Below are 13,270 nucleotides of genomic sequence, written 5' to 3'. Positions count from 1 at the left end.
GGGATCAACCGGCCAGGTGGCCCCAGCGCGACGCCAGTTCGCGCCACGGCCCCTGGGCCCGCACCGCACCGTCGACGAGCACCACCACGTGGTCGGCCCGCACCAGGGCGGCCCGTTTGGAGGTGGAGCCGACCACGGTCACGCCGCGTTCGCGCAACGCCTGCCACAGGGCCAGTTCGGTGGTGACGTCCAGGGCGGACGAGACGTCGTCGGCAACCAGCAGTTCGGTACGCGGCGCCAGCGCCCGGGCCAACGCCAGGCGCTGCAACTGCCCGCCGGAGAGCCGGGTGCCCTTGTGCCCGATGAGCAGCCCGAGGCCACTTCCGGTGGCGGCCAGGTCGTGTTCGAGCTGGGCGGTCGCCACCGCGTGGGCCGGGTCCACCGGGTGGCCCAGGGTGATGTTGTCGGCCACGGTGCCGGAGAGCACCCGGGGCAACTGGCCGACGTAACCGACCTGGTTCGGGCGCAGGAACAGCTCCGGCTCGGTCACCGGCTCCCCGTTCCAGGTCATCGACCCGGTGTGCGGGGCGATCCCGGCCAGGGCGCGCAGCAGCGAGGACTTGCCCACCCCGACCGGGCCCACCACCAGCACCAACTGCCCGCGCGTCACGGTCAGGTCGACGTCGCGTACGGCGACCGTGCCGTCGGTGTGCCGGACGCCGAATCCGACCAGTTCCAGCCGCCGCAACGGCGTACGCGGGGCCACCGACGGGGCGGTGGCCGTGCCCGCCACCAGGTCCATCCCGGGCACCCGCGCCGAGTACGCCTCGATCCCGGTCATCTCCGCCGTCCGCCGCGTCCACACCCGGGCCGAGGGCACCTGGGAGATCAGCGAGGCGGTGGTCCAGGCGAACCAGCGCGCCGCGCCCAGCGTGGCGATCGACACCAGCGCCGCCCCGGCGGAGATCGTGCCGGCCAGGAACAGCGCCCAGACGGCGATCGGCAGCAGACCGCTGGCCATCGACGGGGTGGAGCGGGCCCAGACCTGGACGGCGATCTCCCGGCGCTGCCGGTCGCTGCGCACCGTGTCGAGGTCGGCGAGGTGGGTCAGCACCGGCCGGGTCGCCCCGGCGAGTTTCACCGTGCGGGCCGCCGACAGTGCCGAGACCAGTGCGGTGGCGAACGCCGCCCGGGCGGTGACGGTCTCCCGTGCCGCGCGTTCCAGCCGGGGGCCGAAGGCCGTGGCGGCGAAGCCGGAGAGCACCATCGTGCCGAGGAAGAACAGCCCCGGCACCACGCTGCCGGTGATCAGGGTCATGCTGACCAGCAGGATCACGCCGACGGCCTGGTCCAGCACGTTGTCGGCGAGCTGCACCACCCGCTCGGTGTCGCCGCCCTGCGCCACCACCTCGGCCGGGGTGTGCCGGCTGACCCGGCGCGGGCCGGTCTGGCCGTACACCAGGCGGGCGCTGATCCGCAGCATCTGCCGGACCCACCAGGCCGGGAACCACAGGTGCGTCCAGTAGTGCGCGGGGATGGCGAGGACCAACCCGGCGGCGATGCCCAGCGCGGGCAGCCACGGGTCACCGGTGCCGTCGACCACGTCCGCCCAGAGCCAGGCCAGCACCGGGCCGTCCAGGCTCAGCACGGCCAGCACGGCGAAGATGCCCACCGCGGCGGCGCCGTAGCGGGGGTCGTTGAGGCAGAGCCGGAAGATCTCCCGCAGGGTCCGCGCCCGGGACGCCGGCCGCCGGTCGACGGCGGCACCGTCGGTGCTGTCCGCGCCCCCGGCGACGGTGGTGGTAGGGGCCGACTCGCGGCCACCGACCTCCCGGGCGGTCACCTCCCGGCCGTCGGTCGGCACGACCGGCTCGGGTCCGACGACGGGCGCGGGATCCACCACGGCGGTCAGCCCGGACGACCCGGTGAAGCGATGGACCTCCGTGACCGCAGCGGTGACGCCGACCAGTGCCGGTTCGCCACGGGCACGGTCGGCGTCCGGGTCGGCGAGCAGGTCGGCGTCACCGGCGGCGAGGAGTTCGGCGAAGCGACGCGACCGGGCCAGCGGGGCCGCCTCGACGACCGCGCCGTCGGCCAGCACCACCACCTCGTCGCACTGCCGCACGGAGGAGAGCCGGTGCGCGATGACGATGCCGATACGGTCGCGCAGCAGTCGCTCGGTGGCCTGCTGCACCCGCGCCTCGGTGACCGGGTCGAGTCGGGCGGTGGCCTCGTCGAGGATCACCACGTGTGGATCGCGGACCAGGATGCGGGCGAACGCGACGAGCTGCTCCTGCCCGGCGGAGAGCACGTGCCCGCCCTCACCGAGCCGGGTGTCCAGCCCGGCGGGCAGTTCGGCGATCCAGCCGGCCAGACCCAGCTCGTGCAGGGCCCGCGCGGCGGCGTCGAGCAGCTCGGGGTCGAACAACGCGACGTTCTCGGCGAGCGTGCCGGCGAGGATCTCGGTGCGTTGCGGCACCACGGCGATCCACCGGCGCAGCAGGTCGACGTCGAGGTCGAGCACGTCGCGCCCGCCGAGCAGCACCGTTCCCGGGGGTACGTCCACCGCCCGGGTGAGCAGCTTGGCCAGCGTCGACTTGCCCGAGCCGGTCCGCCCCACCAGCGCGTACGAGCGGCCCCGGGCGAAGGTCAGATCGATCTCGCGCAACGCCGGACCCCGCTCGGCGTCGGCCGACGGGTAGTGGAAGGTCAGGTCGCGGATGACGAGGTCGCCGTCGACCGGGGCGGCTCCGCCGACGGGTTCCTGGGCGGCGCCCTGGAGCAGTCGGACCCGGCCCCACGCGCCGAGGGCGTACTGCACCTCGGGCACCATCCGGCTGACGTGCTCGACGGTCATGCCGAGTGAGAGGGCGAGCAGCCAGATCGCGGTGAGTCGGGCGGAGTCGACCCGGCCGGTGGTCAGCGCCCACACCCCACCGAGCACGACCAGCGCGACACCGACCCGGGTCACTCCGGCGGCCACGGTGTTGACCTGGGCGGACAACCGCCACACCCGCCAGCCGCGCCGCAGCACCTCGGCCGCCCGTCCGGCGTACAGCCGCAACACGTACGGGCGGGCCAGGCTGGTGCGTACGTCGTCCTGGCCGTGGATGGACTCCTCCATCACCGCCGCCAGGTCCGACCAGGCCGCCTCCTCGTGCATCCGGGCCGGGGCGATCCGGCTCGCCGGCCGGCGCATGGTGATCGCGAGCAGGACGCAGAGCAGCAGCATGCCGATCCCGGCGGGCCACCAGACGGTGATCGCCACCAGCGTGGAGAGCAGGCCCACCGCCAGCGACTGGGCCAGGCGCACGCCGGGACCGCGGACACCGGAGGCGACGTCGTACACGTCACCGTCGATCCGGTCGAGCATCTCGCCGACCGGCGTGGTCTCCAGGGCGGGGATCGGTTGTCCCATCGCCACCCGGCACAGCCGGCGGCGCAGGTCGGCGGCCCAGTCGGCGGTCACCCCGGCCATCACCAGGCTGACCACCAGATCGCTGGCGACCACCACGACCAGGGCCACCGCGAGCAGCACGAAGAAGCCGCCGGACCGGTGCACCAGCACCGGACCGGCGAGCGCGGCGGTGGCCGCCTGGCCGATCCCGCCGAGGACGATCAGGACCACCACCAGGGTCATCCGGCGCGCAGAGGTGACCCACAGATCACGGAGCAGGCGCATGGGTCGGTTCCTCCGGAGTCGTGGCGAAGGTTCCAGACTGCGCCGAGCGCCCGCGCAGCTCAACGCATTTTCGCCGGGGGCAGACCCAGGGGGCGGCGGCGGGCCGACCGGGTGCCGGAACACGGTGACGGAGGCCACCCCGGTTGCGGCGTGACGCGACCACCAGGCCACTCCCGGGTTGCCGGGTGACGGCATCGCCGGGGCGGCGGGGTGCCTCAGAACAGCACGGTGGCCAGGGTGCCGACGGGCCGGAATCCGCAGCGTTCGTAGACCCGCCGGGCGGGCAGGTTGAAGTCGTTGACGTACAGGCTCACGGTCGGGGCGACCCGGTTCAGCGCGTCACGGACCACCGCCGCCATCGCGGACGTGGCGATCCCCCGGCCGCGCCACTCCGGTGCCACCCAGACTCCCTGGACCTGCGCGGTGCGCCGGGTGACGACCGCGAGTTCGGCCTTGAAGACCACCCGGCCGTCGACGAAGCGGGCGTACGCCCGACCGGAGCGGATCATCTCGGTGACCCGGCGGCGGTACCCGCGACCACCGTCCTCGGCCAGCGGCGAGACGCCCACCTCCTCGGTGTACATCGCCACCGCCGCCGGGAAGAGCAGGTCGACCTCGCTGCCGCGCACCAGGCGCACCTGCGGATCGACGCGTACCTCGGGCATCGCCTCGGTGGCCAGCAGCGGTTGGTTGGGGCGGACGTCGCGGGCCGGTCCCCAGGTGCCGGCGAGCCGGTCCCACAGCTCCAGGACCGCGTCGGCGCGGCCGACGATCGAGGAGCAGAGCCGCTCCTCGCCGGAGAGCAGCTCGGCGAAGGCGGCGACGGCCTGCGACGAGGCGAGGACCGGGGTGAGGTTGCCGCCGAGCCAGCAGACCGATTCGAGCTGGCGGCGGGAGCCGTAGCCGAGTACCCGGCCCTCGGCCCGCCACCACGCCAGTCCACGCGCGGCGACCCGCTCCGCGACCTGCGCGCTCGCGTACGGGTCGGAGTCGAGCAACCGTTCGACCGCGCGACGTTCCGACTCCCCCAGTTGCCGCACCGGCGCCGTCAACACGGTTACAGCCTGCCAGATGCGACCGGAGCGCGATGGCGGACAGTGACCGGTGCCCGACGGCGGGACCACCCACTACCGGACGGTGTGTCGCAAAACCCCCCGCCACCCTGCCGGTGACTTGTCGGCGATGTGTTTCCGATATATCGTCGATGCATCAGCGACAGTTCTACGAAGGAGACAGTCTGATGAGGTTCCACCGACGGGCACACGCCCTACACGAGGCCCGGATGCGCGGTTTCGGCTTCCCGCCCTTCCCGCCCGGTCCCCCCTTCCCGCACGGCGGCGACGGACGCGGCCACGGCCGGGGCGGACGCGGCCGGGGGCGGGGACGCCGCCCGAACGTCCGTGGCGCGGTGCTCGCGCTGCTCACCGAGCGGCCGATGCACGGCTACGAGATGATCCAGGAAATCGACTCCCGCACCGGGGGCGGCTGGCGGCCCAGCCCCGGCTCGATCTACCCGACCCTCCAACTCCTGGAGGACGAGGGAGTCATCGCCGCCACCGAGGAGTCCGGCGGCGGGCGCAAGCGGTTCACCCTCACCGAACAGGGTCGGCCCGAGGCCGAGACGGCGGCGCAGACGCCCCCCTGGGCAGAGGTCGCCGAGGACACGATCAACAGTTGGCACGACATCCGGGACGCCGGCGCGCAGGCCATGAACGCGCTGCGCCAGGTGATGATGACCGGTACGGACGATCAGCGCGAACGGGCCGCCCAGGTGCTCGACGAGACCCGCCGCAAGCTGTACGCCATCCTCGCCGAATCCGAGTGACCCCAACCCCGCCCGACCAGGCGCGGTTCCACCGCCCCGTCGGCCGCCACAGTCCCCACCCCGTCACGCGCCCGCACCGGCCCTGGGAGGACCCCTCTCAGGGCCGGTGCCCGCCGTCCGCCCCGGGACGGTCCCTCTCTCGGAGCACCCGCCCGGCACCCACTCCGAAAGGCGTCCCCTCGGATCCGCCCTCCGACAGCCGTCCCGGTAGGCGTCCCCCTTTCAGGGCACCCGCGCCCGGCACCCGCCCGGGAGGCGTCCCCTCGGATCCACCGATCGGCGTCCGCCCCGGGACTGTCCTCCCGGATCCCTCGCCCGACGGCTGCCCGAGAGAACAGTCCTTCCAGGCCCGCCGCCGGTCGGCTGCCCGAAAGAACTGCTCTCGGGCAGCCGACGAGTAGCACGGACACGACCGCGACCGTCCATGCCCCCGGGGCGCTTCCCAAGATCGTGCTCGATCCAGGATCGAGTGGTCTCGTCCGGCCCATGAAGCCACTCGATCCTGGATCGAGCACGATCTCGGCCGGCGTCGGGGCCTTACCCGGCGACGACACGCTGACGTGCGGCGACATGCGGCGACGGGGCGGCGGCGGAGGCATGGCGAGCGGGCATCACGTGCCACGGGGTGACGTGCGGCGAGCTACGCGGGGACTCCGGCGCGTTGATCGCCGGACGCGCCGAGGGCGACCACCCAGGTTGCGCGGTGGCCGCCCTCGTGCCAGCGGTCTCGGATGCCCGTGCGGATGCACAGGCAGCTCAGCGGGGCCGGTGCCAGCACAAGCCCGGCGATGCCCCGGTTGCCAGCACAAGCCCGGCGGTGCCGGTTGCCTTCCCGAGGCAACCGGACGCCGCTGCCCGGCAGCGCCCGATCGGCGGGGCTGCACGCCCCGCCGTCGCGGGGGTCAGTGCACGCTGACGGTTGCGCCGGGCAGCAGGCCGCGTAGTTCCTCGGGCAGTTCGGCACCCATCTCGTCGGCCAGTCGCAGCGCCTCCTCGATCAGGGTCTCCACGATCTGCCCCTCGGGCACGGTCTTGATGACCTGGCCCTTGACGAAGATCTGCCCCTTGCCGTTGCCGGAGGCGACACCCAGGTCCGCCTCACGCGCCTCGCCGGGGCCGTTCACCACGCACCCCATCACGGCGACCCGCAGCGGCACCGGCAGGCCCTCCAGCCCGGCGGTGACCTCCTCGGCCAGCTTGTAGACGTCCACCTGGGCCCGGCCGCAGGACGGGCAGGAGACGATCTCCAGGCCGCGCTCGCGCAGCCCCAGCGACTCCAGGATCTGCGCACCGACCTTGATCTCCTCGACCGGCGGCGCGGAGAGCGACACCCGGATGGTGTCGCCGATCCCCTCGGCCAGCAGCGCCCCGAAGGCGACCGCCGACTTGATGGTGCCCTGGAACGCCGGTCCGGCCTCGGTGACGCCCAGGTGCAGCGGGTAGTCGCACTGCTCGGCGAGCTGGCGGTAGGCCCGGATCATCACCACCGGGTCGTTGTGCTTGACCGAGATCTTGATGTCCCGGAAGCCGTGCTCCTCGAACAGCGAGCACTCCCACAGCGCCGACTCGACGAGCGCCTCCGCGGTGGCCTTGCCGTACTTGGCCAGCAGGCGCTTGTCCAGCGAGCCGGCGTTGACGCCGATCCGGATCGGCGTACCGGCAGCGGAGGCCGCGGCGGCGATCTCGGCGACCTTGTCGTCGAACTGCCGGATGTTGCCCGGGTTCACCCGCACCGCCGCGCACCCGGCGTCGATCGCGGCGAAGACGTACTTCGGCTGGAAGTGGATGTCGGCGATCACCGGGATCTGCGACTTGCGCGCGATCGCCGGCAACGCCTCCACGTCGTCCTGGCTGGGCACCGCCACCCGGACGATCTGGCAACCGGAGGCGGTCAGCTCGGCGATCTGCTGGAGCGTCGCGTTGACGTCGGAGGTGAGCGTGGTGGTCATCGACTGCACGGAGACCGGCGCCCCACCACCGACCGGCACCGAGCCGACCATGATCTGACGGCTCGCCCGCCGGGGCGCGAGCGGTGGCGGCGGCACGGCGGGCATACCGAGACTGACAGCGGTCACTTCAAGCACTCACCTTGAGAAGATCGAGATCGGGTTGACGACGTCTGCGGTGATAGTGAGCAGGGTGAACGCTCCACCGATCAGGATCACCGCGTACGTGACGGGCATCAGTTTGAAGTAGTCGACGCGGCCCGGGTCGGGCTTGCGCAGCAGCGCGTACACCCAGGATCGGACGCGTTCGAACCAGGCGATGGCGATGTGCCCACCGTCCAGTGGCAGCAGCGGCAGCAGGTTGAACACCCCGATGAAGAAGTTCAACGAGATGAACAGCATGATGAACAGTTCCCAGGCGTCGTTGGCGACCGCCTCGCCACCGAGGATGCTGGCGCCGACCACGCTGATCGGGGTGTCCATGTCCCGCTCGCCGCCGGTGATGGCGGTCCAGAGGGCGGGGATCTTCTCCGGGAGCCGCTGCAACGCCTGCGCGGTGGCGACGGCCATGTCACCGATGAAGGTGCTGGTCGCGCCGATGGCGTCGATCGGGCCGTGGGAGACCAGGCCGGGGGTGGAGACGACGAGGCCGACGCCGAGCGCGGAGACCTCGGTGACCGGCCCGTTCGGGTCTTCGATCGGCGGGCGCTTGGTGGTGGCCAGGGTGGTCTCGGCGGTGCCGGGCTGACCGTCGCGGACATACCCGAGGGTGGCGGTGCTGCCCGGAGTGGTGGCCCGCAGGGTGGTCAGCAGGTCGCCGTAGCTGTTGACCGGGGTGCCGTTGATCGAGGTGATCCGGTCGCCGTTCCGCAGGCCGCCGGCACCGGCCGGACTCGGGGCGTCACCGGCCTCGCAGGCCCGGTACGTGGTGTCCGGCAGGACGCACTCCTGGATCGCGATCACCGCCGGCTCGGCGCGGATCTGCTCCTCGGTGCTCGGGAAGTTGGGGTTGGGCAGGCCGAACGTCATCGCCGCCAGCCAGGCCGCGAAGATCGCCAACCCGAAGTGGGTGATCGAGCCGGCGGACATCACGATCGTGCGCTTCCACACCGGGTAGCGCCACATCACGCGCTTCTCGTCACCGGGCTCGACGTCGTCGTCCTGCGGCGTCATACCGACGATCTTGCAGAAGCCGCCGAGCGGAATGCCCTTCAGGCCGTACTCGGTCTCGCCCCGCTTGAAGGAGAAGATGGTGGGGCCGAAACCGACGAAGTAGCGGGTGACCTTCATCCCGAAGGCCTTGGCGGTGACCATGTGCCCGGCCTCGTGCAGGCTCACCGAGATGAGGATGCCGAGGGCGAACAGCACCACCCCGAACGCGAACGACATCAAGCTCCTTCCACCGCAGCAGCGATGATCTCCTGCGCGTGCCCGCGCGCCCACGACTCGGCTTCGAGTACGTCCTCGACGGTACCCGGTTCGTCGAAATCGGGAGCGTCCTCCAACACCCGATTCAGCGTGTCCACGATGCCGAGGAACGGCAGTCGCCCGGCGACGAACGCCGCGACGCACTCCTCGTTGGCCGCGTTGTAGATCGCCGGTCGGCAGCGGCCCGCCTCCCCGGCCGCCTTGGCCAGCGCCACCGCCGGGAACGCCTCGTCGTCCAGCGGCGCGAACTCCCAGGTGTGCGCCGTGGTCCAGTCGACGGCCGCGGCGGCGTCGGCCACCCGATCCGGCCAGCCCAGACCCAACGCGATCGGCAGCCGCATGTCCGGCGGACTGGCCTGGGCCAGCGTCGAGCCGTCCACGAACTCGACCATCGAGTGGATCACCGACTGCGGGTGCACCATCACGGTGATGTCGGCGTACGGCACGTCGAACAGCTCGTGCGCCTCGATCACCTCCAGCGCCTTGTTGACCATGGTCGCCGAGTTGATCGTGACCACCGGCCCCATGTTCCAGGTTGGGTGCGCCAGCGCCTGCTCCGGCGTCACCGCCGTCAACTCGTCGCGCCGCCTCCCCCGGAACGGCCCGCCACTGGCGGTGACCACCAGCCGCCGCACCTCACCCCGGCTGCCGCCGCGCAGACACTGCGCCAGCGCCGAGTGCTCCGAGTCCACCGGCACGATCTGCTCCGGCCGCGTCACCGCCGCCTTCACCAGCGAGCCGCCGGCGACCAGGGACTCCTTGTTGGCCAGCGCGAGCGTACGCCCGGCGCGCAGCGCGGCCAGCGTCGGCGCGAGCCCCAGCGACCCCACCACCCCGTTGAGCACGACGTCGCACGGCCACTGCGCCAGCTCGCTCATCGCGTCCGGCCCGGCCACGATCTTGGGCAGCCTGAACTCGCCGCTGGTCCAGCCCCGTCGACTCGCCTCGGCATAGAACGCGAGCTGGAGATCCTGCGCGGCGGACGCCTTGGCCACCCCGACCGCCTCGACACCGAGTTCGAGGGCCTGGGCGGCGAGCAGCGCGACGTTGCCGCCACCAGCACCGAGCGCCACCACCCGGAACCGGTCAGGATTACGCCGCACGATGTCGATGGCCTGGGTACCGATCGACCCGGTACAGCCCAACAACACAAGATCGCGGGGGGAGTTCACGCCGCCATTGTTCCCCACGCCCCCTCGGTGCAAGGAAGGGCACCTTGCTAACGCCTCCGGTAGAGCAGGGGTCCCTTGTTAACACCTGCACCCCGAGTACACCGCTCGCCGTTCCGCCCGGCCGGACCACCGCAACCCGCACCGCACGCCATCAGAACAGGCTGGCCGTCACAGCCCGCGCCACAGGCCATCACACAGGCTGGCCGTCGCACCGCAGGCCGTCGCACAATCGGTCCGACCACCGACGATCCGACGCTCGACCGTCCGGCACCCGAACTGCGTCACGTAGGTGCGGCCCGCCGGGCGTGCTTACGACGAGGAGACTCGAGCCGCGAAGGGCGGTGGGTAGATTTGTTGTCGTCCTAGCGACAACAAATCTACCCACCCCACCCCGACGACGCCTCCGGTAAGCCCGCCGATCAGAGGTCCGGCGCTCACGAAGCTGTGTTGGCACGCGATCATGGAGTCCTAGGCGACACTTCGCACTAATTCACGGCTTTTGTGCGTGCCCGACTCCATGATCGACGCGGGTGGTGGCGAGGTGCCGCGACCAGCGTTAACGGTCGCGCTCGATGCAGGATCGCGTGCGGGTGGCGGCGGAGTGCCGCAAACGGCGGCACGATCACGCTGGATGCAGGATCGAGCGTGGGCGGTGGCGGGGTACCGCGACCAGCGTTAACGGTCGCGCTCGATCCAGGATCGAGTGGCTTCCCGTGCACCCGGATACCACTCGATCAGGGATCGAGCGTGATCATGAGCGGGTCCGTGGCGGGTGCGGTGGGTGGAGCGGGGGTTCGCGCCGGAGGGGGCTGACCGCTTCAGGGTGCTTCGCGGGTATTCGGCGAAGTGTGGTCGGCGGTCGACTCAGCGGCGGGGTCCAGAGCCGTGAAGCCGGGGGCGGTCGCGGGTCCAGGGCCGGCGTGAAGCCGGGGGCGGTCGACCCAGCGGACAGGTCCAGGGCCGACGTGAAGCCGGGGACGGTCGACCCAGCGGCCGGGTCCGGGGCCGATGTGAAGCCGGGGACGGTCGACGACTCGGACCGGGCAGATCAAGGGGTTGTGCGGTTCCGGTGCGGACCCGTCGAGGGTCGGCACCGGAACCGTTCACGTCGGGCGCGTCGACCGGGCGGTAGTCGCGCCGTCCAGGTCCTCGGCGATGGCGCTCAGGCCTGGGTGTCGAAGCGGCCCGCGCGGGTGGCGGCGACGAACCGGGTCCAGCTCGTCTCGTCGAAGGCCAGCTCCGCGCCCTGCCGGTCCTTGCTGTCGCGTACGCCGACCGCGTCACCAACGCCGACCGCGTCAGCGAACCCCGCCACCTCGACGCATTCGCCGTTACCGCCGGACCGGGACGACGTACGCCACACTCCGTCACGTTTCATGGTTCATCTCCTTCGCAATCGCCGTGATCAGCTCACGGGAGTCGTCGACGTCGAGTGTCCGCTCGCCGAGCGAACGCCAGGCGTCCTCGTAGGTCTGAATTTCGTGCGTCTTGTCGAGGTAGACCGCCCCGCACGGACCATCCATGTAGACGGTGGTCGGCTCCGGCTCCCGCACGTCGGTGGGAAAGTCGAGCACAGTGAAGGTGCCGGTCTCAGCCCAGCGAAACAGCCCGGCGCGCAGGGGCAACACCCGGATGGTGATGTTGTGCTGCGCACCGGCCACCACCAGAGCGTCGAGCTGCCGTGCCATCGCCGCCGGGTCGCGCAGCGGCCGACGGAGCACCGCCTCGTTGAGAATCACGTCGTAGTACGGGGCTCGCGGCACCGCCCGCGCCAGCAACCGCTGCCGATGCAGCCGCACATCGGCCTTGGCCTGCCGTTCCGCCTCGCTCAGATCAGGGTGGTCAACGGCAATCACCTCGCGCATGTACTCGACGGTCTGCAACAGGCCGGGCACCAGATTGGACTCGTACTTTCGGATCCTGGTCGCGGCGGCCTCAAGGCCGACGTACACCTTGAACCAGTCCTTGATCGCCGCCCCGTAGCTGTGCCACCAACCGTGCGCCTTTGTCTCCCTGGCCAGGGCCCGCATGGTCTGGATGGTCTCCGGCGTCGCGCCGTACAGCCGGCACATGGCCTCCACGTCGTTCGGATGCATCGGGACCTGACCGGTCTCGTACCGCCAGACGCGCGGTGCCGACCACTCCAGTTCCTTGGCCGCCGCGACCGCCGTCACGTGCGCGCTTTCCCGAAGTTCTCTCAGATACCTACCGAGTTGCCTACGCGGGACGGTGCTTCCCGGGTCGTCCACGTCATCTCCCTCGCTGTTGTCGCGTAAGGCACCTCATCCCTTGGGCCGCATTCTCCCGCAGATGATTGCGCGCAGCCAATAGCGAAATGACGATCGTAGATAACCGGTCGAACCCCCTTTCGCCGGTCACGACCGGGGCGGACGCCTCCCCAAAACCTCATCCCGGCGTCCGCCCCGGCACGTCACCAATCAGCAGAGGGAGGACTGGCCCGTGGATTCGATCGACGAAAGCCTCGGCGAGATCCCGCTCCCGCCGTACGTCACCGCCGAGGATGTCACCTTCGCGTTCCGAGCCGTCCGGGTGCACGCAGCCGAGCAACAACCCGACGGACCGCGCTGCCGCAACGACCGGGCACCACATCCGTGCCGGCTACACCGCTGGGGCCGCCGGGTGCTCGCCGAGCGCGGCCTCACCGACCACGACATCCAGACGATGCTCGCCGAGCAGGAGACGTCACGCCCATGATTCACAAAACCGGAGAGCGACCGCTCCCCCAACAGGTCCGTGCGGCCACCTTCGACACCCGTCGGCGCGGCCTCGACCCCGCCCAGGTGTACGCCTACCTCGACCGAGTCGCCGACGAGATGGACCGCCTACGCCGCGAACTCACCACCGCCACCACCGAAGCGGAGCGCATCCGCCAGGCACTACGCCAATGGCAGTCCCGACAGAGCGTCGGCCGCCACGCGGACACCACTCACCATCGGGGGCCACGATGAGCGCGCCATTCTGGATCATCCACCTGCCCACCAGGCTGACCACCCTGGACGATGCCACCACCCTCGCCGTGGCCCTACGCGACTCCCTCGGTCACCTCACGACCATCGACTTCGGCGAGACGACACTCAGCGAAGAAGACCGCCAGTTCCTCCGCCACCGAGTCTGGTGCGACACCCCACTCGACAACGGCGCCCGCTGCCACCGTCCCACCGAGCATAGAGGCCAGTGCGCATTCTCCGATGAATCATTATCGCCGACCATCTACACATGACCTTGCGCTAAGCACAACCACCATGAGGAGGCCGAT

At 71.3% G+C, this 13,270-nt stretch carries 11 protein-coding genes; 4 read left to right on the top strand and 7 right to left on the bottom strand.

Going from position 1 to position 13,270, the window contains the following annotated elements:
* Nucleotides 1-4: 4 nt before the first annotated feature.
* Both ACQVFL_RS07255 and ACQVFL_RS07250 read right to left on the bottom strand, forming a co-directional pair.
* A complete protein-coding gene (locus ACQVFL_RS07255) occupies nucleotides 5-3,622 on the bottom strand; it encodes an ATP-binding cassette domain-containing protein (RefSeq protein WP_431729005.1) in 3,618 nt (1,205 codons plus the stop codon).
* 215 nt (nucleotides 3,623-3,837) lie between these two features.
* Nucleotides 3,838-4,677, bottom strand: coding sequence for a GNAT family N-acetyltransferase (locus ACQVFL_RS07250; protein ID WP_431729004.1), 840 nt, complete (start codon nucleotides 4,675-4,677; stop codon nucleotides 3,838-3,840).
* Nucleotides 4,678-4,862: 185 nt separating this feature from the next.
* On the opposite strand from ACQVFL_RS07250, the gene ACQVFL_RS07245 reads away from it, so the two are divergent.
* A complete protein-coding gene (locus tag ACQVFL_RS07245) occupies nucleotides 4,863-5,447 on the top strand; it encodes a PadR family transcriptional regulator (RefSeq protein WP_396691694.1) in 585 nt (194 codons plus the stop codon).
* Nucleotides 5,448-6,349: 902 nt separating this feature from the next.
* Here ACQVFL_RS07245 and ispG read toward each other — a convergent pair.
* From ispG to ACQVFL_RS07220, 5 genes are all read right to left on the bottom strand, one after another.
* Nucleotides 6,350-7,522, bottom strand: coding sequence for a flavodoxin-dependent (E)-4-hydroxy-3-methylbut-2-enyl-diphosphate synthase (ispG, locus tag ACQVFL_RS07240; protein WP_117226690.1), 1,173 nt, complete (start codon nucleotides 7,520-7,522; stop codon nucleotides 6,350-6,352).
* A gap of 9 nt (nucleotides 7,523-7,531) precedes the next feature.
* Nucleotides 7,532-8,782: a M50 family metallopeptidase gene (locus tag ACQVFL_RS07235; RefSeq protein ID WP_431729003.1), complete on the bottom strand. Its 1,251-nt coding sequence runs from the start codon at nucleotides 8,780-8,782 to the stop codon at nucleotides 7,532-7,534.
* Nucleotides 8,782-9,993: a 1-deoxy-D-xylulose-5-phosphate reductoisomerase gene (gene dxr / locus ACQVFL_RS07230; RefSeq protein ID WP_431729002.1), complete on the bottom strand. Its 1,212-nt coding sequence runs from the start codon at nucleotides 9,991-9,993 to the stop codon at nucleotides 8,782-8,784. The genes ACQVFL_RS07235 and dxr overlap by 1 nt, the downstream gene beginning before the upstream one ends.
* A 1,162-nt stretch (nucleotides 9,994-11,155) precedes the next feature.
* On the bottom strand, nucleotides 11,156-11,356 hold the full coding sequence (locus tag ACQVFL_RS07225) for a DUF397 domain-containing protein (protein WP_431729784.1): 201 nt from the start codon (nucleotides 11,354-11,356) through the stop codon (nucleotides 11,156-11,158).
* 4 nt (nucleotides 11,357-11,360) lie between these two features.
* Nucleotides 11,361-12,242 carry a helix-turn-helix domain-containing protein gene (locus ACQVFL_RS07220; RefSeq protein ID WP_431729001.1) on the bottom strand — a complete coding sequence of 294 codons (882 nt, stop codon included), beginning with the start codon at nucleotides 12,240-12,242 and terminating at the stop codon, nucleotides 11,361-11,363.
* A gap of 211 nt (nucleotides 12,243-12,453) precedes the next feature.
* Here ACQVFL_RS07220 and ACQVFL_RS07215 point away from each other — a divergent pair, with 211 nt between their 5' ends.
* The 3 genes from ACQVFL_RS07215 to ACQVFL_RS07205 are packed head-to-tail and all read left to right on the top strand — an operon-like array spanning nucleotide 12,454 to nucleotide 13,234.
* Nucleotides 12,454-12,708, top strand: a complete 255-nt coding sequence (locus ACQVFL_RS07215) for a hypothetical protein (protein WP_431729000.1) — start codon at nucleotides 12,454-12,456, stop codon at nucleotides 12,706-12,708.
* Nucleotides 12,705-12,962 (top strand): DivIVA domain-containing protein, encoded by a 258-nt coding sequence (locus ACQVFL_RS07210; RefSeq protein WP_431728999.1) that lies wholly within the window; start codon nucleotides 12,705-12,707, stop codon nucleotides 12,960-12,962. Before ACQVFL_RS07215 ends, ACQVFL_RS07210 begins: the two co-directional genes overlap by 4 nt.
* Entirely contained in the window at nucleotides 12,959-13,234 is a 276-nt protein-coding gene (locus tag ACQVFL_RS07205; protein WP_431728998.1) for a hypothetical protein, read from the top strand. The genes ACQVFL_RS07210 and ACQVFL_RS07205 overlap by 4 nt, the downstream gene beginning before the upstream one ends.
* The last annotated feature ends 36 nt before the right edge of the window (nucleotides 13,235-13,270 follow it).

Origin of the sequence: Verrucosispora sp. TAA-831, assembly GCF_050780145.1 — a bacterium.
Classification (GTDB): Bacteria; Actinomycetota; Actinomycetes; order Mycobacteriales; family Micromonosporaceae; genus Micromonospora.
This window is presented reverse-complemented; position numbering and strand designations above follow the sequence as displayed.